Annotated in this window: 17 protein-coding genes; 2 read left to right on the top strand and 15 right to left on the bottom strand. The window is 71.2% G+C overall.

Going from position 1 to position 19,216, the window contains the following annotated elements; all coding sequences use genetic code 11:
• Nucleotides 1-3: 3 nt before the first annotated feature.
• Entirely contained in the window at nucleotides 4-3,285 is a 3,282-nt protein-coding gene (locus ACT3T5_RS12945) for an FAD/NAD(P)-binding protein (RefSeq protein WP_444594530.1), read from the bottom strand.
• Nucleotides 3,278-4,354, bottom strand: coding sequence for a 2,3-diaminopropionate biosynthesis protein SbnA (sbnA, locus tag ACT3T5_RS12940; RefSeq protein WP_441463132.1), 1,077 nt, complete (start codon nucleotides 4,352-4,354; stop codon nucleotides 3,278-3,280). Before sbnA ends, ACT3T5_RS12945 begins: the two co-directional genes overlap by 8 nt.
• Before the next feature lie 262 nt (nucleotides 4,355-4,616).
• Here sbnA and ACT3T5_RS12935 point away from each other — a divergent pair, with 262 nt between their 5' ends.
• Nucleotides 4,617-5,099, top strand: a complete 483-nt coding sequence (locus tag ACT3T5_RS12935) for a pyridoxamine 5'-phosphate oxidase family protein (protein ID WP_441463134.1) — start codon at nucleotides 4,617-4,619, stop codon at nucleotides 5,097-5,099.
• A gap of 26 nt (nucleotides 5,100-5,125) precedes the next feature.
• On the opposite strand, the gene ACT3T5_RS12930 is transcribed toward ACT3T5_RS12935, so the two are convergent.
• From ACT3T5_RS12930 to ACT3T5_RS12895, 8 genes are all read right to left on the bottom strand, one after another.
• Nucleotides 5,126-6,079, bottom strand: a complete 954-nt coding sequence (locus tag ACT3T5_RS12930) for a permease prefix domain 1-containing protein (protein ID WP_444594529.1) — start codon at nucleotides 6,077-6,079, stop codon at nucleotides 5,126-5,128.
• Between the two features lies 1 nt (nucleotide 6,080).
• Nucleotides 6,081-6,428 (bottom strand): PadR family transcriptional regulator, encoded by a 348-nt coding sequence (locus ACT3T5_RS12925; RefSeq protein WP_343924687.1) that lies wholly within the window; start codon nucleotides 6,426-6,428, stop codon nucleotides 6,081-6,083.
• Between the two features lie 60 nt (nucleotides 6,429-6,488).
• On the bottom strand, nucleotides 6,489-7,217 hold the full coding sequence (locus ACT3T5_RS12920; RefSeq protein WP_444594528.1) for a class I SAM-dependent methyltransferase: 729 nt from the start codon (nucleotides 7,215-7,217) through the stop codon (nucleotides 6,489-6,491).
• Complete coding sequence (locus tag ACT3T5_RS12915) at nucleotides 7,105-8,136, bottom strand: ABC transporter ATP-binding protein (protein ID WP_444594527.1); 1,032 nt, start codon at nucleotides 8,134-8,136, stop codon at nucleotides 7,105-7,107. Before ACT3T5_RS12915 ends, ACT3T5_RS12920 begins: the two co-directional genes overlap by 113 nt.
• Nucleotides 8,133-9,173 (bottom strand): ABC transporter substrate-binding protein, encoded by a 1,041-nt coding sequence (locus ACT3T5_RS12910; RefSeq protein ID WP_444594526.1) that lies wholly within the window; start codon nucleotides 9,171-9,173, stop codon nucleotides 8,133-8,135. The genes ACT3T5_RS12915 and ACT3T5_RS12910 overlap by 4 nt, the downstream gene beginning before the upstream one ends.
• A gap of 44 nt (nucleotides 9,174-9,217) precedes the next feature.
• Nucleotides 9,218-10,447, bottom strand: coding sequence for a FecCD family ABC transporter permease (locus tag ACT3T5_RS12905; protein WP_343924695.1), 1,230 nt, complete (start codon nucleotides 10,445-10,447; stop codon nucleotides 9,218-9,220).
• Between the two features lie 115 nt (nucleotides 10,448-10,562).
• Entirely contained in the window at nucleotides 10,563-10,967 is a 405-nt protein-coding gene (locus ACT3T5_RS12900) for an ArsR/SmtB family transcription factor (protein WP_443426629.1), read from the bottom strand.
• Nucleotides 10,968-10,976: 9 nt separating this feature from the next.
• Nucleotides 10,977-12,434, bottom strand: a complete 1,458-nt coding sequence (locus ACT3T5_RS12895; protein ID WP_444594525.1) for a suppressor of fused domain protein — start codon at nucleotides 12,432-12,434, stop codon at nucleotides 10,977-10,979.
• A 181-nt stretch (nucleotides 12,435-12,615) separates the two neighbouring features.
• Between ACT3T5_RS12895 and ACT3T5_RS12890 the strand changes: the two genes are divergently transcribed.
• Nucleotides 12,616-13,965 (top strand): NupC/NupG family nucleoside CNT transporter, encoded by a 1,350-nt coding sequence (locus ACT3T5_RS12890; RefSeq protein WP_443426627.1) that lies wholly within the window; start codon nucleotides 12,616-12,618, stop codon nucleotides 13,963-13,965.
• Between the two features lie 18 nt (nucleotides 13,966-13,983).
• Here ACT3T5_RS12890 and ACT3T5_RS12885 read toward each other — a convergent pair whose 3' ends face one another.
• The 5 genes from ACT3T5_RS12885 to ACT3T5_RS12865 all read right to left on the bottom strand — a co-directional run bounded on the left by ACT3T5_RS12885 (nucleotide 13,984) and on the right by ACT3T5_RS12865 (nucleotide 19,205).
• Nucleotides 13,984-15,099: a Gfo/Idh/MocA family protein gene (locus tag ACT3T5_RS12885; RefSeq protein ID WP_444594524.1), complete on the bottom strand. Its 1,116-nt coding sequence runs from the start codon at nucleotides 15,097-15,099 to the stop codon at nucleotides 13,984-13,986.
• A 118-nt stretch (nucleotides 15,100-15,217) separates the two neighbouring features.
• Nucleotides 15,218-15,955 carry a sugar phosphate isomerase/epimerase family protein gene (locus ACT3T5_RS12880; protein WP_444594523.1) on the bottom strand — a complete coding sequence of 246 codons (738 nt, stop codon included), beginning with the start codon at nucleotides 15,953-15,955 and terminating at the stop codon, nucleotides 15,218-15,220.
• A gap of 49 nt (nucleotides 15,956-16,004) precedes the next feature.
• Nucleotides 16,005-16,844, bottom strand: coding sequence for a carbohydrate ABC transporter permease (locus ACT3T5_RS12875; RefSeq protein WP_441448205.1), 840 nt, complete (start codon nucleotides 16,842-16,844; stop codon nucleotides 16,005-16,007).
• A complete protein-coding gene (locus ACT3T5_RS12870) occupies nucleotides 16,837-17,814 on the bottom strand; it encodes a carbohydrate ABC transporter permease (RefSeq protein WP_441448206.1) in 978 nt (325 codons plus the stop codon). Before ACT3T5_RS12870 ends, ACT3T5_RS12875 begins: the two co-directional genes overlap by 8 nt.
• An 86-nt stretch (nucleotides 17,815-17,900) precedes the next feature.
• Nucleotides 17,901-19,205, bottom strand: a complete 1,305-nt coding sequence (locus ACT3T5_RS12865) for an ABC transporter substrate-binding protein (RefSeq protein WP_444594522.1) — start codon at nucleotides 19,203-19,205, stop codon at nucleotides 17,901-17,903.
• Nucleotides 19,206-19,216: the final 11 nt, after the last annotated feature.

Raw genomic sequence — 19,216 nt, 5'->3', positions numbered from 1 at the left:
GGGTCAGCTCGCAGGGTCCGCCCAGGGGCGCAGCGGGGAGACGGCGTCGATCCGGTCGCGCCGCCAACCGTCCGGGCCTTGCACCATGTTGGAGGCCAGCGGGATCTGGTGCGAGGCGCTCTCCAGGATGTGCATGAGGTAGCCGGCGGTGTTGGGCAGGGCCACGATGTCTCCTCGGTGGACCCCGTGTGGGAAGCGCAGACGTCGACGCTGGATCAGCTCCGCCTCGATGCAGTAGGCGCCCACCAGGAACGCGTCCACCGGTTCCGATGTGCTCTGCGGCGGCACGGCGCCGGCGCGGACCAGCACCGGGTCCACGAGGAAGTCATCCGAGGTGGATCGGCACTGGGTGCGGTTCATCTCGAGCCCGATCAGGGGGATCCCGTCGCTCGTGGAGGTGCGCTGGACGACTCGGGCCAGGGTCATGCCGCAGCCGTCGAGCATCGAGCGCCCGGGCTCGCAGCGCAGCTCCAGGCCGCGCTCGCGCAGGGCGTCGGCGGCCGTGGTCCCCGGGGCCACCTCGGCGGCGAGGACGGTGGTCAGCCACGGCCCGCGCACCATCTGCTGGTGATACGGATACACCTGTCGCAGCGGTTCCCCGCGCCAGGTCAGCGAGCTGTCCGCTGTGCCGGTCCGGTCCTCGTGCGCGCTCCAGAAGGTGGCCCATTCCTCGGGGTCGTCGAGGTAGGACATGGGGATCCCACCCCCGATGTCGATGAACCGAGGTCGGTGACCGAGCGCACGCAGGGCATCGACCAGGCCGACCGCCTCGGCGAGGGCATGGGCGCGGGCGAGGGGGTCGTAGCCGTGCAGGTGGAAGTGAATGCCGTCGATGCGCAGAGCGTCCTGGACGGGGTCGCGGGACTGGGCCCACTCGCGCCAGGTGCGCGCGGATTCTCCGAACCGGGTGGGGCCGACGGTCTCGCTCGGCGTGGGCGCGAGCCGCAGGGCGACGGGCCGACGGGTGGGGGCCGGGACGGAGCTGGGCGAGGCGAGCAGGGCGTCGACCGCGGCGGCCTCGTCGAGGTTGTCCAGCACCAGCATCGCCCCGGAGGTCAGTGCCAGGCGCAGCAGCGGGGCCGGTTTGATGGCCGCCGTGACCACGATGTCCTGTGCCGGGACACCGAGTTCGAGGGCCTGCTCCAGTTCGCGCTCGCTGCCCATGTCGAGCCCGAGCCCGGCGTTCTGCGCCGCCGTCATCAGACCGAGGGTCTTGTTCGCCTTGCGCGCCACGAAGATGCGCAGGTCGACGCCCTGTTCTGCGGCGGCGTCCGACAGCTCGGCCGCATTGCGGGGCAGCGCCGAGAGGTCGTGCACGTTCAGCGGGCTGCCGTGATCCTCGAGCAGGTCGCGGCAGGCGACGGGATCGGCGAGGAGCTCGCGCATCCACGGCTCCAGGCGCGCGGTCAGCGGAGGCAGGCCCTGGCAGCCGGACCGGAGATCCGCATCGTCGGGAACGTCGGGGACGTCGGGTCGTTGCAGGCTGGGACGGCGCGGGCTGGGACGGCGTGCGCCGAGAAGTCGAGCGCCGAGGCGGCGAGCCCAGAGCCCCGGCTCGGCATGCAGATGGCGGTTGAGGGTGTCGTGGCCGATCACGTGGTCCTCCGTCGGCCGGCCCAGGAGCGCCAGTCCCTCGACGCGACTCCCGTCGGGCGCGATCGCGGTGGCGTCGGGGTCGATGACCGCGCCGCGACGGCCGGGACGCACCGACACCAGGCCCGTCTCCAGCAGGTGTCGCGCCAGCGGATCGGAGACGCCGACCAGGCCAGGAGGGGGCTGGACCGCGTCGACCACGACATCGGCCGAGGCAGAGCCGGCGGGCAGGCCCTGGATCCCCTGCGCGGTGATCGTGGTGCCGGCGTCGACCCAGGACAGGTCCACCGCGCCGGAGTCGACCATCGCGAGCAGCTCGCGCGCGGTGTCCAGGGGCGGCCCGAAGGCGAAGCGGTCCAGCACCAGCTCGGCCTCCCGGAACCGGGACCAGGCCGTCTCGTCGACCGTGCAGTCTCGCAGCGCCGCGGTGATCTGGGGATACATCAGCACCCAGGCGCGGCCGAGGGCCCAGCTGGGCCCTGGCTTCCGGCTGCCCTCGGCGACGGCCACGCTGCGACGCAGCGCCTCCGCGGCGCGTCCTGGCCCGGAGGGCAGCTCGGGATCGGAGCCCTCGCCGAGCGTGCGGCGCACGGCGAGGGCTGGCGCCGAGCCGGTGTCGACATCGACATCGACATCGGAATCGACATCGTCGAGCAACCGAGCGGCGACGCCCAGCACGATCTCGAGCACCTGATCCGGGGTCAGGGAGCCGGAGAGGGAGGTCTCGTACGCCAGCTGGCGTCGGCCCTCCTCGATCGCCGCCTCAGCAGCGTCGGGCAGGGCGGTTCCCGGATCGGGCTTCGCCTCCAGGAGCAGGCCGTGGCGGGTGGTGGGGAGGATCGCAGACGGCTCCTCGGGACTGCGCTCGTGGAGCAGCCGCCCGGATCCGGCGGAATCGGGGTGGAAGCGGGCGCCGCGGCCGACGGTGAGCGTGAGGGCAGCATCGATGAAGGTCAGGGCCCCACCCCGCACAGCCACCCGGGACCCGGGTGGCACGTGAGCCGCCGCGAGCATGGTCCCGACCGGCAGGACGGCGGGGCGCAGCGGCAGCCCAGCAGACCACCGGCCTGAGGCCCGCGCGGTCGCCAGGGAGCTGTCGTGCCCCGCCGCGTGGCCGGTCGCCACGAGCACCTCGTCGGCGGGAATCTCGCCAGCCGGAGCTGCGGGGGTCTCAGCTGCGTCGGCCGGCGCGAGCGGCGCCGAGCCCTCCCCTCGCGAGACCAGCCATCCGTCGGCGTCCCGATGGACGGCGACGGCGCGGTCGCGGAGCAGGCGGACAGTCCCGAACGGGGCGAGGGACTCCTGCATCCGCTGCCAGCGCTCGGTCAGATAGCGGCCGACGACGGCGCGCGGCGGGTACGGCTCCTCTGCCAGCTCCGGATGCTCACGCGCCGCCCAGTCGGGGAAGGACGCGAAGGCGCCGGCAGCCGGGGCATCGAGGATCCCGGAGCCGACGTTCAGCAGCAGCTCGGGAGGTTGGGAGAGGTCGTAGGCGGCTCCGGTGCCGGGATGCTCGCCGGGGTCGAGGACCGTGATCTCCAGGAGCTCTCGCGGGGAGCCGGCCCCAGGGCGCCCGACGGGTTCCGGGTGACCGACCAGCAGCGCGGCGAGCTCCTCGAGGGCGAACAGGGCCTTGGGGCCGGCCCCGATCACGGCCAGGCGCAGGGGTCCTGTGGCGGCGCGCTCAGCCACGCGCGGCGGTGTCCAGCAGGGACGAGGTCGCGGCGGCGAGGGCGTCGACATCGGCGTCGAGGGTCTGCTGGACCCAGGCATCGTCGTAGACGGTCTCGAGATAGGGCACTCCGCCATCGTGCACGATGAACGCGAGCCGCGTGCCGGGTTCCAGGTGCGGGACCAGCATGCCCAGTGCGTGGACGATCCCGCCGGTGGAGGCGCCGGCGAGGATCCCTTCGCGACGTGCGAGTAGTCGCGCGCCGACCACGCAGTCCAGCCCGCTCACGCGCATCACCTGGTCGGGCTCGACGGTGCGGGAGATGTCGGTGACCACACCGGCGCCGAGGCCCGGCAGGGGACGCGGCGCGGCGGTGCCGCCGAACAGGACGCTGCCCATGGCGTCGACCGCGATCGTGCGGGTCGCCATGCCGGAGTCCTGGATGTAGGCGGTGCAGCCGGCGATGGTGCCGGTGGTGCTCACGGCGGCCATCAGCACGTCCAGCCGGTGATCGGTGGCCTCGGCGATCTCGCGCATCGTGCCCGCGGCGTGGGCGCCGGGGTTCGCCGGATTGCCGTACTGGAACAGGTTCACCGCGCCGGGGATCTCCTCCAGGAGCTGCTCGACCCGTCGGAACCTCGCCGTCAGCAGATCGCCGGTCTCGGGGTCCGGCTCGGAGACCAGGGAGATCTCCCCGCCGAGCGCCCGGATGGTGGCCACGGTGGTGGCGTTGGTGCGCGAGTCCACCACGCACACGAAGCGCACCCCGTGCGACGTGCACACCCGCGCCAGGGCGACCCCGAGGTTGCCCGAGCTGGATTCGACGACCGTGCCGCCGGCGGCGAGGCGGCCGCTGCGGATCGCGTCGCGCACCATCGCGAGCGCCGGGCGGTCCTTGGTGCTGCCGCCGGGATTCACGGATTCCAGCTTGGCGAGGATCTCGACGCCCGAGTCGGGGAACAGGTGGTCGAGACGGATCAGCGGGGTGCGGCCGACGGCAGCGGAGATGCCGACAGTGATGCCGGGGGCGACAGCGCCGGGCGTGCCGAGGCCGGGCTCCTGGGCGGACTGCGCGAGGTGTGTGGTCACGTTCGTCAAAATACGGCACCACGGGGTCCGTGCCGAGGGTCCTCCCGACCTTCTTCGTAACCGCCGCGCGTGGCGGGTGGAGGACGGTCGACGTGCTAGCAGGAAATCGTCGCAGGCGGGATGGGCGCGCGCAGGATGCCGGTGCGTCGGAGACCTGTGCACGCCCGTGAGAATCGGTACCGAACGGTCGGGTCCGCGCCCGGGATCGGAGGGCGCGAGTACCGTCGGACGGGACAGTACAGGCGACGCGGGAGGACCCCTCATGACCGACGACACCCTGGCCCTGGAGGACGTGGTGGACACGCTCCGCGACGCCGACCTCGTCATGCTCACCACGGCGCTCCCGGGCGGCAAGCTCCTGTCCCACCCCCTGTCCATCCAGGGCGTGACCGACGACGCGGACGTCTGGTTCTTCGTCGGACTGCGCGGCGGCCAGGCCGAGGCGTTGCGCAGCGGACCGCAGGTGAACCTCTCGATCTCGCAGGCAGGGTCGTGGCTGTCGGTCGCGGGACATGCCGAGTTCGTCGAGGACCGCTCTCTGGTGGAACAGCTGTGGACCAAGCGGGCGGCCGCCTACTTCCCCGACGGTCCGGACGACCCGGACCTGGGGCTGCTGCGGGTCAGCGGCGAATCCGCGCAGTTCTGGGGCCTGCCCGGGGGCAAAGTCGCCGGGCTTGCGCAGATCCTCAAGGCGAAGGTGGTCGGGGAGCGCCCACCCGGCGGCACGGCCACCACCGAGCTCTGAGCACGGAGACCGCGGGTCACCCGGTGTCAGCGGCGTGCGTCGCGCCGGGTCTTCAGCCAGCCGTCGAGGATGTCCCACACCGGGATGCCCACGAGCATGAACCAGGTCAGGATTCCGAGTACCCGCATCGAGTCCGGCTCGACGCCGTTGGCGATGAACACCGACTGCAGGAAGTCAGGGTTCAGCAGGAGGCCGTTGCCCATCAACGTGAGCACCAGAGTCATGGCCAGCATGGCGAGCACGGTGTTGAGCACTGCGAGCCGCACGGTCCAACGACCGTTCGCAGAGAGCATGACGGCCAGGACCGCCTCGAGGGCGATCAGGGCGAGCAGGCCGGCCATCGCCCAGGGCCACAGTCCTGGATGCAGGATCGGCAGCGAGACCCCGTCGACCCGGAAGAACCCGAGGAAGTGGTCCCACAGGAGGGCACCCGCACCGGCTGCGGCGAGTATCAGTGAAGCGATGAGGTCCGCCCGTCCGGTCCCCGTCGACGTCGGCTCGCGCAGCTGGTCCACCGTCCACCCGGGGCCGGTGTCCGCGCCCGTGCGCTCGAGGAGGACGAACACCAGCGTCACCCAGAAGAACAGATGCATCGTGGCGGTGACCCCGACGCCGACCGCCTGCCCGATGACGGCGCCGACAGAGGCGCCGGCGATCACCTGCGCGAGGGCGACTCCGACGACGGCGCACGCCGGCACGATCATCAGCAGGATCTTCAGCAGCTGCTTCCACGCGAGGTAATAGCGGGGGCCCAGCAGGTGCAGCGGACGGTCGGCATAGCCGGCCGCGAGGGCGGCCGGATCGCCCAGCTCGGTGAGCACGGCGCGCTCGGCGTCGCCAGGATCCTCGCCCTGATCCAGGCGGGCGTCGACGGCGTCCGCGATGGAGCCCTCGAGCTCCGCGCGCACATCCTCCTGGGCGGTCGGAGGGAGCGAAGCGACGGTGGCGCCGATATAGCGCTCGGTGAGTGAGGTGGTCATGTCAGATCTCCTCCGGGGTGCCCGGGTCATCGGTGAGGGAGGAGATCGACCGTGTGAGGTCGAGCCAGTCCCTGCTGAGGGTGTCGGCCAGGCTCGTACCCGCGGCCGAGGTGACGTAGAACTTGCGGGGCCTGGAGTCCTCGGTGTTCCACTCGCTGGTCAGGAATCCCTGCTTCTCGAGCCGACGCAGCAGGGGGTAGAGCGTGTTCGCGTCCGTGAGGAAGCCGTGCGCCGCGAGCTGCTCGAGCAGGTTGTAGCCGTAGCCGGGGGTGCGCAACAACTGCAGGCATGCGAGCACGACGGTGCCGCGTCTCAGCTCCTGCAGGTGGGTGTCGAAGTGCTCGCTCATGTTCCACACCATAGTGTGTGACACACAGTGTTGTCTATGGTGCGGTCGTGCGCGCTGCGTTCAGTCGGGCCTGCGCGCGCTGAAGCGCTGCTGCAGCTGCGGGGAGTGGCCGGGGGCGACACCGTTCGCGCGATCCAGCTCGAGCACCTCGGTCAGGGGATCGGCGCGCACGTCCACGAAGCCGGCCGCCTCCCACTCGGCGATGATCTGCTCGGTGCCGGCGCGTCCGAAGGTCAGACGCTCGAAGGCCTCCGCGTCGTACGCCGACGCGAAGTGGTCCTGCCGCTCGGTTCCGCGCGGCAGCGCGCCCTCGCCCCGGAACCAGGGGGCGTCGACCGCCACCAGCACGCCACCGGGGCACAGCAGCTCGAACCAGCGGGCCAGCGCGGTCGAGGCGTCGCGCAGAGTCCACAGCAGATACCGCGAGATGATCGCGTCGAAGGAGCCCGGGGCGAAAGGCGGATCCACGGCATCCCCGACCAGGAACGTCGGCGGATCCGGGTGGTCCGCGCATTTGGTGTGCGCCTGCTCGAGCATGCCCGTGGCCAGGTCGATCCCGGTCACGGTGTGGCCCGCGCCCGCGAGCAGCAGGGCCATGTTCCCGGTGCCGGTTCCTGCGTCGAGGATCGTGGACGTCCCCGTCGGGAGCACCTCGGTCCAGACCCGGGACCAGGTCTCACGTTCCTCGGGGTGGGCGAGGCGGCACAGCTGGTGCTCGTCGTACTCGGCCGCGTATCGGGTCCAGTAGTCGTTCCAGCGGGCCTGGGCGGGGTCGGCGGTGGGCGTCAACGTCGGGCTCCTCGGGGGTGGAGGCGGTGGGGAAGAGGGGGCTGGCGGGTGCGCCGGGTGCGCCGGGTGCGCCGGGTGCGGCAGGTGCGGCCGACGGGCCGGGTGCGGCAGGGCCGGGGGGCGGCTCCTGCCCGCGGAACAGGAACTGCGCGGTGCCGTCGTCGGCCGTGGCCCGTTCGGCGGCGACCCCGTAGGTGGCGCTGACCAGGGAGGCGGGCAGTGCCTCGCCGGGCGGGCCCGCGGAGTGCACGAGGCCGTCGGCCAGCACGATGACCCGATCGCAGTAGCGGGCGGCGAGGTTCAGGTCGTGCAGCACCACGATGGTCGCCACGCCCTTGGTGCGCACGATCTGCAGCACGTGGTGCTGGGAGCCGATGTCGAGATGGTTGGTGGGTTCGTCCATGAGCAGCAGATGCGGTCGTTGGGCGAGCGCCCGCGCGATCAGCACCCGCTGCTTCTCCCCACCGGAAAGAAGCCCGAACTCCCGCCGGGCCAGGTGCAGGGCGCCGGAGTCCTCGAGCGCCCGGGTCGCGATCTCCAGGTCCGCATCGGACGTCGAGCCGAAGGTGCTGGAGTGAGGGATGCGGCCCAGCAGCACCACGTCCGCCACGGTCAGAGACACCTCGCCCGTGATCTCCTGCGCCATCACGGCGATGCGCCGGGCCCGCTCGCGCCCGGAATAGCTGCCCAGCTCGCGGCCCTCGAGCAGCACCTGCCCGGCGTCGGGCACGAGCTCGCGGTGCAGGAGGCGCAGGGCGGTGGTCTTGCCGCTGCCGTTGGGGCCCACGAGGCCCACGATCTCCCCGGCCGACACGGACAGGTCCATCCCGCGCAGCACGGGCTCGGTCCCGAAGGCGTGCGTGAGGCCGCGGGCCTCGAGGACGGGTGCGGCGGGCGAGGAGCCGGGGTCGGGACTCATCCCTCGATCTCGAGCAGCCACTCGTGGATCCTCTCCAGCCCCTCCACGACCAGCGGGGACGCGGGCTCGGCGAAGTTGAACAGCAGCGGCAGCACGGCCTCGTCCTGCACCGCGCGCAGTCCGGTCAGCTGGTCCTGGGTGGTCATCTCCGCGGTGACGTCGCTGCCGTCGCCCTCTCCCTGGTAGAGCACGATCAGCACGTCGGGGTCGGCTGCCAGCAGCGGCTCCGAGCTGATCTCGAACACCCGCTCGGCGGTGTCGGCGAAGACGTTCTCGATGCCCAGCGCATCGAGCTGCGCGGTGACCATGGACCCCGCCCCGTAGGTGTACAGCGGGCCGCCGCCGAGCGAGGGGTAGAGCACCGCGGCCGTCGTCGTGCGGAGGGCCTCGGCGGATTCGGAGACCGCCGTGACCCGGTCCGTCAGCGCAGCCGTGAGGTCCTCCGCCTCCTGCGCGTGGTCGAAGATGCGGCCGTAGGTGGCGATCGTGGAGTACAGGGTCTCGAAGCTCGCCCGCTCGTCGTCCGTGCCGCAGTAGATGTCCTGGACCACCACCTGCGCGCCGGCATCGGCCATCGCCTCGCGGCTCACGCCGTCGGGCAGGCCGAACACGATGTCCGGAGTCTGGGCGATCACCATCTCCTGGGAGATCTGCAGGTGGCCCGAGGCGTCGATGTCGTCCGAGAGCGTCGGGATCTCCTCGACCCGGGCGTCGAGCTCCTCGTCGTAGTACCCCGGGGGGAACACCCCGGCCCGGGCGACGACCCGGTCCAGCACCCCGATCCCGTCCAGCGTGGTCACGGGCGCGGATTCCAGCAGCACGATCCGCTGCGGCGGGGCGTCGAAGGTCAGCGTGGCCTCGCAGTTGGCGAGCTCGAGCGGGAAGCCGGCGGCTCCCTCTGAGCCGGACGTCGAGCCGCCGGCGGTCCCCGAGCTGCAGGCCGTCGCGCTGATCCCGAGGATTCCGGCGAGCCCTGCGAGCGCCGAGCGGCGGCTGAGGGTGCCGGCGGACGGACGGCGGGCGGCGGACAGATCCATGGGGACCTCTTTCTGGGGCGGGGGAGAGGGATGGAGTGGGGCGCTCAGTGCTGTCGGGCGTACATCCGGCGCACGAGGATCAGCAGGAACGGTGCGCCGATCGCCGCGGTGATCACCCCGATGGGCAGCTCGCGGGGCTGCATGACGATGCGGGCGGTGGCGTCGGCCCAGAGCAGGAACAGCGAGCCCAGCAGGGCGCTCGCCGGGATCAGCACCCGGTGCCGGGCGCCGACCAGGCGGCGGGCGAGGTGCGGGATCACGAGGCCGACGAAACCGATCGAGCCGGCCCCGGCGACCGCCGCCGCGGTGCACAGCGAGACCACGATCAGGAAGCCGATGCGGGCACGGTCCGGGGAGATGCCCAGGCCGTGGGCGATCTCGTCGCCTGCGCTGAGGGCGTCCAGCACCCGCGCCCCCAGCAGCATGATGAGCGTGCCGATCCCGGCGGCGAGCACCGCGATCAGCAGGAAGGCGTTCCAGCGTGCGAGGGACAGCGAGCCCAGCATCCAGAACATCACCGAGCGCGACCCCTCGGCGGAGTCCGAGGAGAAGATCAGCAGGTTGGTCACGGCCGTGAGCGCGTAGCCGACGGCGACCCCGGACAGCAGCAGGCGCAGCGAGGTCACCCGCCCGCCGGCCCGCGCGATCGCGAACACCAGCAGGGCCGCGCCGAGGGCCCCGACGAAGGCGAGCACCGACTGCGCGTACTCGCCCATCGCCGCGCCCACACCGAAGAGGATCGCGGCCGCCGCTCCGGTCGAGGCGCCGCCGGAGACGCCGAGGATGTACGGGTCGGCGAGCATGTTGCGCACCATCGCCTGCAGGGCGGCGCCGCTGATCGCGAGGCAGGCGCCGACGGCGGCTCCCATGAGGGCCCGGGGCAGGCGCACGGTCCAGATGATCGCCTCGGTGGCCGAGTCCGCGGCGGATCCCGTGGCCGGAGCGGGAGCCAGCCCGAGGTGCTGGGCGATGACCTGCGCGGTGGTGCCGGGGGCGATGGGGACCGGGCCGATGCCCAGGCAGATCAGCAGGCTGAGCAGGGTGGCCGCGGCGAGCAGAAGGAGCACCAGGGCGGAGCGCCGGGCGCGGGAGCGCACGCCGAGCGGGTCGGTGAGACCCGGCCGACGGGACCCGGCGGCGCTGCCTGACCCGGCGGAGCTGCTTGGCCTGGTGGAGCTGCTGGGCTCGGCGGATCGGTGCGGAGCCGGCGGGGCGTCGGGCCGACGAGGGCGGGGTGACGCCTGCCCGTCGGTGGCGTCGGTCGTTGTCGCCATGGCCGCCCCTCCTGCTGTCCGCTCGGTGTCCGTCGCCGAATCCGACGAACTACTTGAAGGACTCTACAAGTATCCGGCGCTCAGGGAGCAGGGCGGTGCCGCTGGCTGTCGACAGTCAGGTCTCGGGGGCGTGCTCGTGGTGGTGGATGCCGGGCAGGTGGTCGGAGCCGAGATCGTGCAGGAGCGAGTGGGCGAACCCGTCGGCCAGCTCGTAGCGCACCTCGCGGCCCGCGCGTCGTGGCCGCACCCATCCGGCCTCGCGCAGCAGGGCCAGCGCATGCGATGCGGTCGAGTCGCTCGCCCCGATGGCCCGGGCGATGTCCGAGCTGCGCACCCCGGGGTGGGCGTGCACGCAGAACAGGATCCGCAGGCGGCGCGGGTCGGCGAGCAGCGCCATGCGCTCGGCCATCGCCTCGAGGCCGGTCACCGAGTCCAGCAGCTCGGTGAGCTCGGCGACCAGGTGATCGTCCGGCGGGGCGGTGTCGTCGGCCCGCACGTGCAGGGGGTGGTCGGCGTCCATGGGCTCAACCTACCGGGGGCTGATCGGGGCCATTTGCAGAACCTGCTCCTGGACCTCCGACCCGACTCCCGTACTCGTACCCGCCGCAGCGTCGAGCCGCAGCTCGTAGGTCGTGCCGTCCACGCGTGCCTGCTGGCCCGCCGTCGGGACGACGCCGACCTCCTCGACGCAGTCGGCGATCATCCGGTGCAGACGGCCGATCCTCTGCGTCGTGGTCATTTCGGGCGCGGCGAACCGCACCTCCGCGCCGCCGAGCGCCGCGAGCCCGGCGGTCCGTGCGGCGTCGTCCGCGCCGGGTCCGTCGGCGCCGATGCTGACCAGCGCCGACTCGGGGTGGACCCGGCACGTGGTGGGCAGCCCGGCCGCGATATCTGCCGAGAACTGTGCGGCGGTGGTCAGATGCCGCTGATGGGGGAGCCAGACCGCGAGGGCCTTCCCGGTCTCGACGAGCAGCTGCGCCATCGCCGTCGCGCCGGCCACGGTCGCGCCGTCACCTGGGCGCTCCGGGGAGAGCGTGAGCACCGTGGCGTGGCTGGTGATCGCCTCGCGGAGCACGGCGAGCTCCTGCTCCGGCAGCGCGGCGAGCTCGAGGTCGTCTGCGAGGGCCGACGGGGCGAAGCGCCCGCCCACCCGCCAGCGCAGCGGCTCGGGACCGATCGGCAGCACGAACTCGTCGATGCCCTGCGCGCCGAGCTGCTCCGCCATGTTCGGCAGCACCCCCTCGAGCACCTGACCCAGATGCTCGGCCGGCTCCCGCAGCAGCACATGCATTCGCCACGGCGCCGGCCCGTCGGTCACGGATTCGCGCGCCGGATCGAGGACCGCGGTGACCCCGGCCCGCTCGAGGCGGTCCAGCACCATGTCGCCACCTGAGGGGACGGAGACCCTCAGCGCGAGCTCCTCGTCGGTGGCCGGGAGCACCGCGAGGATCTGCACGCCACCGGCGGGGGTCGGCGCGTTCATCAGCTGCGGCGGGTATCCGTAGGGCGGGCCGATCAGCGCCCCGGTGAAGGGGACCGACGGGTCGTAGCACGTGCCCAGATTCGTGATGCTGTGGCCCCAGTCCAGCGTGGAGCCGTCCTCACCCGGGATCCGCGCGGTGTCCCGCAGGAGATGCAGCGGCCAGGAGTTCGGGTTCTGTTCCAGCAGCTCGGGCTGGGGAGGATCGATGCCCGGCCATCCTGCGGGAAGACCCATCAGCAGTTCGAGCCGGTACTCCTCGCCGCTCTCGGTGCGCATCGGACTCTCGGACAGACCGAGCGTGACCAGGGTGGCGTGGGGAACCTGCTCCGACGGGGCGAACACGGCCAGGTCGATCGGGGCGGGGAGCCCCGAGGAGACATCGGGACCTGTCGCGCTGCCGGGAACCGTCGTGTCGGTGGCGATGACGTACTGATCCCCGAGGAACTCCGTGAGGTGCGCCAGCAGCGCCTCCCGGTGCGAGGTGCCGTGCGGCGTCGGGTCCATGAGTGCTCCAAGGGTGCGGGTCGATCGGGGATCCGGGGGATCCGTGCACGGTCCATCTTCGGTCATCGGCGCTGTCACCGGCGACGGTTGGGCCGCCGGGCGTCGGCCCCTACACTGGCGCGCGCATTGGGGCTCTGGTCCCGATTCCCGGTTCCCGATCTGCAGTCATGAGGTGAGCGTGATGGTCGACCTGCTCTGGGGCCTCGGTGGAATGGCAGGCCTCCTGCTGATCGCCGTCGCCCTCTCCAGCAACCGCCGGGCGATCCGGCTGCGCACCGTGATCGGTGCCCTCGCCCTGCAGGTGGGGTTCGGAGTGCTGGTCCTGTACTGGGGCCCCGGCCAATGGGCGCTCGGGAAGGTCTCGGCCGGCTTCCAATCCGTCATCGACACCTCCGCCGAGGGCATCTCCTTCCTGTTCGGGCCCCTGATCCCGGCCGACGGAGAGGGCAGCGTCTTCGCCCTCCAGGTGCTCCCGGTGATCATCTTCTTCGCCTCCCTCACCGCGGTGCTCTACCACTGGAAGATCCTGCCCAAGCTCGTCGCGCTCCTGGGCGGCGGACTCGGGAAGCTGCTCGGCACCGGCTACGCGGAGTCCGTGAACGCCGCGGCCAACATCTTCGTGGGCCAGACCGAGGCGCCCCTGGTGATCCGTCCCTACATCAAGCGGCTCTCGCGGTCCGGCCTGTTCGCGGTGATGGTGGGCGGCCTCTCGACAGTCGCCGGATCCGTGCTCGTGGGCTACTCGCTGCTGGGCGCCCCGCTGGAATACCTGATCGCGGCGAGCTTCATGGCCGCCCCGGGCGCCCTGCTCATGGCCAAGATCCTGGTGCCCGAGGACGACCCCGACGCCCTGGCGCGGGAAGCCGCCCTGGTGGAGGCCAGCAACCGGCGCTCCGGGGGACGGAGCGCGAAGGCGGCCGACGACGGGGCGGCCACGGCCGGGACAGGCGCCACCGCCCGCACGACCACGACGGCCGAGGACGAGGACACCGAGGACGATCTCGAGGAGATGCAGTACGCCAACGTCATCGACGCCGCGGCCGGAGGAGCGGCCGACGGGCTCAAGCTCGCCGCGACCGTCGGCGCGATGCTGCTGGCCTTCATCTCCCTGATCGCGCTGATCAATCTGCTGCTGGGCACCGTCGGCGGCTGGTTCGGGGCCGGCGATCTCACGTTCCAGCAGATCCTCGGCTGGGCGTTCGCCCCGATCATGGCCATGATCGGCGTGCCCTGGGGCGAGGCCGTGAGCTCCGGCAGCTTCGTGGGGCAGAAGGTCGTGGTCAACGAGTTCGTCGCCTTCGCCGGCTTCGGCCCCGAGATCGACAGCTTCAGTCCGAAGACCGCCGCGATCACCACGTTCGCCCTCACCGGCTTCGCGAACCTCAGCTCCCTGGGCATCCTGCTGGGCGGGCTCGGGGGCCTCGCCCCGAGCCGACGCTCCGAGATCGCCCAGCTCGGCCTGAAGGCGATCCTCGGCGGCACTCTGGCCAACCTCATGAGCGCCGCGATCGCCGGGGTCCTGCTGGGCTGATCGCGGCGCTCCGGCATCTCAGAGGGTCGTGGCGAAGGGGTCGAAGTCGGCCGGCATGGGCTCGACCTCGGTGAAGGTGGAGCTCACCTCAACGATCGAGCCCTCGGCGATGGCGGTCTCGATGCCCACCATGACGTCCAGGACGTGCGCGGCGATCTCGCCCTGGGCGCGGTGCGGGACGCCGGCACGGATCGAACGGGCCATCTCCAGCACGCCCAGCCCGCGGCCGGTGACGGCGCCGGTGGCGGGGATCGGGGTGGCCGTCTCGCCGCGGTAGGTGGTCAGCGCCGAGTCGCCGTCGAAGACGTTGGGGTCCGGGAAGGCGAGCGTCGCCTCGGTGCCGTACACCTCGACGAAGCCGGTGCGGGTGTGCGGGGAGTCGAAGCTCAGCAGCACGGTCGCGTTCTGGCCGGACTCGAAGCTCAGCAGCGCTGCGACCTGGGTGGGCACGGTGACGTCGAAGAGCTCGCCGGCCTTGGGGCCCGAGCCGATGGTGCGCTGCTCACGAGCCTTGGAGCCCACGGCGCTGACCGAGGTGACCGGGCCCAGCGCGAGCACGAGGGTGGTCGTGTAGTACGGCGCGATGTCGAACAGCGGCCCGGCGCCCTCCTGGAACAGGAAGGCCGGGTTCGGGTGCCAGGACTCCGGGCCGGGGGACTGGAACAGGGTCAGCGCGCTGGCCGGGGTGCCGATCGAGCCGTCGCGCAGGGTGCGCAGACCGGTCTGGATGCCGGCCCCGAGCACGGTGTCGGGAGCGCCGCCCACGCGCACGCCCGCCTTCTCGGCCGCCTCGAGCAGCGCCGTCGCGTCGGCCGGGACCGTGGTGATCGGCTTCTCGGTCCACACGTGCTTGCCCGCGGCGACGATGGCCTGGGAGACCTCGGCGTGCGCGGTGGGGATCGTCAGGTTGATGACGATCTCGACGTCCGGGTGATCCAGCACGTCCTGGGCGGTTCCGAAGGCGGGGACGCCGAACTCCTCGGCGCGCTTCTGAGCGGCCTCGGGGTAGAGGTCGCCGATGACGTGCACGGTGACGTCCGGGAAGGAGGTGAGGTTCTCGAGGTACTGGCCGGAGATGGTGCCGGCGCCGATGATGCCGATGCCGACGGGGCCGGTCTGGTTCTGGGAGGTCATGGAGACAGTCCTTCGTGGTGCGAGGGGAGCGGGCCCCGGAGCGGGGCGCGGATGGTGCGGGGGCCGACGGGCGGGTTCGTCGTGCGTGCTCGTCGGATGGTGCGGTGCGTGCGCCGGGTCAGACTGCGGTCCTGAGGTGGGCGAGCGAGGCGGCGATGCCGTCGAACATGTCCCCGGCGTACGCGTCGAACTCGATCACGCCGTAGGCCGTCTGCGCCGAGGCGTCCAGGGTCTGGGCGAGCGGCATGGCGCCTTCGCCGAGCGGCAGCTGCGTGGACGCATCCGTGGAGAGATCGCCGTCCTTGAGTTGCACGAGCTGCACGCGCTCGCCGAGGGCGCCGAGCAGGGCGGGCACGTCGGCCCCGCCCACAGCGGCCCAGTAGGTGTCGACCTCGAGCACGACCCGCGGATCGAGCTCGTCGGCGAAGAGCTCGAGGGCGCTGCGGCCCTCCAGCTGGGAGGAGAGCTCGATGTGGTGGTTGTGATAGCCGACGCGGATACCCGCGGCCGCCGCCTGCTCCGCGCGCTCGTTCAGCCTCGCCGCCACGGCGCGGACCTTCCCGGCGTCGGACCAGTCCTCGGCCCTCCACGACGGGTCGATCAGGTACGTCACTCCCACGGCACCTGCCGCCTCGAGCACCGTGGCGAAGTCGGTGTCCTCACCCAGGAAGGACTGGTGGGCGCTGGGGAAGTCGATCGCGAACTGCTCGCGGGCGCGCACCAGCTCTTCGCGGTACTGGAGCAGGCTGAACGGCTCGGCGTGGGTGAGGCCGAGCTCGACCAGGCGCGCGACGGTGCCCTGGAAATCGGACGCGAGGGCCTCGCGCACGCTGTACATCTGGACGGAGATCTCCATGGGGTTCCTTCCGGAGGGAGGTCGGGGCGGGTTGTCTCGCCGGGGCGGGTCACTTCACGGCGCCGGCGGTGAGGCCGGCGACGAAGTTCTTCTGCATCATGAGGAAGCCGACGACCACCGGGATCGACACCGCGAGCGAGGCGGCGAGGACCTGGTTCCAGTAGACGTTGGTCTGCGTGGCGTACTGCCGCAGCCCCACCGCGAGCGTACGGGTGTCCTCCGTGGTCAGGACAGAGGCGAACAGGACTTCTCCCCAGGCCGTCATGAAGGCGTAGATCGCGACGGCCACGATGCCGGGCCGTGCGGCGGGCAGGATGATGCGCAGCAGGATGGTGAGGTTGCTGGCACCGTCGACCTTGCCGGCCTGGTCGAGCTCCTGGGGGATGCCGTCGAAGTAGCCCACCAGCATCCAGATCGCGAAGGGCAGCGAGAACGTCAGGTACGTGATGATCAGGCCGATGCGGGTGCCCACCAGCGGGATCCCGAAGGTCGCGTCGATGTTCACGAAGATCAGGTACAGCGGCAGCAGGAACAGCACGCCGGGGAACATCTGGGTGGACAGCACCGTGGTCATGAACGGGCCGCGGCCGTGGAAGCGCCAGCGTGAGACGGCGTAGGCGGCGAGGGTCGCCACGGCCACGCTGAACAGGGTCGCGACCGAGGTGACGATCAGCGAGTTCATGAAGTACTTCGCCAGCGGCACCGTCGACCACATGTCGATGAACGGCTGGATGGTGAGGGTGCTGGGGATCCACGAGAACCCGGCCTGCACATCGCCGAGCGGCTTCAGCGAAGTGGTGACCATGACGTACAGCGGCACCGCGACGAACACGGTGAGGACCACGAGCACGATGGTGCGGAAGACTTTCTCTCCGACGGTCTCACGCATTGTTCTTCTCCTTCTTCCACTGGGTGAAGTAGAGGTACACCAGCGACACCGCCAGCAGGAACAGCAGCAGCAGGACGCTCATCGCGCTGCCCACCCCGAAGTCCCAGGACAGGAACGAGGCGTTGTAGATGTGGAAGCTGATGAGGTCGCCGGCAGGGGGCTGAGCCGTCCCGAACAGCACGTACGGGGTGTTGAAGTCGTTGAACACCCACAGGAACATCACCAGCATCATGGTCTGGTTGACCGGTGCGAGCATCGGCAGGGTGACCGAGCGCCACTGCCGCAGCGGAGTGGCGCCGTCCATCGCGGAGGCCTCGTAGAGCTCGCCGGGGACCGACTGCAGGCCGGCCATGAACATGAGGAAGGCGAAGGGCCACATGCGCCAGATCGCGACCACCACCACGGAGATGAAGGCGTTGTTCCCGATCAGCCAGAAGGGTGCGCCGTCGACCAGCCCGAGCTGATCCACGATCACGTGGTTCACGGCGCCGGTGTCCCGCTGGAGCATGAAGTTCCAGGTGATCACCGCGGCATACAGCGGCAGGGCGTAGGGGATCAGGAACAGCGTGCGGAAGATGCCGCGTCCGCGGAAGGGCCGCTGCAGAGCGACCGCGGCGGCCATGCCCAGTCCCCAGCTGAGGCCCACCACGAGCGCCGTGAACGCGAGCGTCACGACGAAGGAGTTCAGCAGCTCCTGGCCGACGGGCGTGTTGAGATCCACCGCGATCCGGTAGTTCTCCAGGCCCGCGAAGGGGGCCTCCGTCCAGCGGCGGATGAAGAACTTCGTGAGCTCGATGAAGCTCATCCAGAAGCCGGTGGCCATCGGGATGATGTGGATCAGCAGCTCCAGCAGCACGGCCGGCGCGATGATCAGGTACGGGAACAGGTGATGGCGAGGGCGCCGGGGCGTCGGCCGATCGGGATGCTTCGGAGGCTGCTTGGTGCTCTCCGGGGCGAGCTGGCTGGTCATAGGGCTCTTCTCATCGAGGTGGCGGGCATGCGAGGCGGGCATGCGAGGGCCGACGGGGGCTGAGCCCCCGTCGGCCGGTCGGACCCTCAGGCGCGGATCGAGTCCTGCGCGGTCTGCATGGCGGTCTTCACGTCGTCACGGGTGACCGTGCCGCCGGTCGCGATGGTCGCGAACATGGTGTTCATGGCCTGGCCCACGGAGGTCTCGAACTGGTCCTCCCACGGCACCAGCGGCAGCGGCTCGGCGCGCTCGCCGTAGATCTCCATGAACATGTCCGCCTGCTCGGTGTCATCGGTGAAGGTGGGCTTGCCGTCGGCCAGCACGGGCAGAGAGGCGAAGGGCTTGCCCAGCTCCGACTGCGTCTCCTCCGAGGTCATGAAGTTCAGGAACTTCAGAGCGCCGTCCTCGTTCTTGGTGTCCTTCATGATCGCGAGGTTGATGCCCGCGAGATGCGAGGCGCAGTCGCTCACGGCGTCCGCCGGAGCGGGGAAGGGGACGGCCTTGAACTGCTCGGGCTTCATGCCCTGCGACTCGATCGTGGCGTTGGCGTTGTTCTGGTTGATGATCATCGCCGCCTCGCCGTTGGCGAAGGAGGTGACGGACTTGGTGCCGTTGTCGAACTGCGCGTTGGAGGGGTTGACGACCTTGTGCTCCTGCATGAGGTCGAGGTAGCGCATGATGCCGTCGACCACGCCGTCATCGGTGAAGGAGGGCTTGCCGTCCTCCGTGTTCAGCGCGGCGCCGTTCTGGGCAGCATTGATGAACGCGAAGTGGTTGTTCTCCGTGTAGGAGCCGGCGGCCAGGGACATGCCGTAGACGTCCTTGTCCGTATCGGTCAGCGCCTTGGCGGCCTCGACCATCTCCTCCCACGTGGTGGGCGGCTCGATGCCGGCGTCCTCGAACATCTGCACGTTGTAGTACATGCCGTAGGCCAGGCCGTACAGCGGGATCGAGGTGGGGTCGGTGTCGACTGCGCCGCCGGTGGCGAGCGCTGCCGGCACATAGCGGTCCCGGCCGCCGAGGGCCTCGAACTGCTCGTCGCCCAGGTCCAGCAGACCGCCGGTGGCCTGGAGGCTGACGCCCCAGGTGTTGCCGATATTGACCACGTCGGGGCCCTGGCCGGAGGTGATGGCCGTCTGGATGCGGGTCTGCAGATCGGCCCAGCCGATGACCTCGAGGCTCACCTCGATGCCGGTGTCCTTCGTGAACTTCTCGAGGACCGGGGTGAGCACCTCCTTGTCGTTCTCGACGCTGGTGCCCTGGTTGGAGGCCCAGTAGGTGAGCTTGTCCGGGCTGTCGTTCGAGCCGCCGGACCCGGAGCCGCAGGCGGCCAGACCGGCGGCGCCGGCGCCGGCGAGGGGGATCGAGGTCAGAAGTGTGCGTCGTCGCATCGGAGAACTCC

This window comes from Brachybacterium sp. AOP3-A1-3, assembly GCF_052378285.1.
GTDB lineage: Bacteria > Actinomycetota > Actinomycetes > Actinomycetales > Dermabacteraceae > Brachybacterium.
The sequence above is the reverse complement of the archived record's forward strand: the minus strand, read 5'-3'. Positions and strand labels throughout refer to the sequence as shown.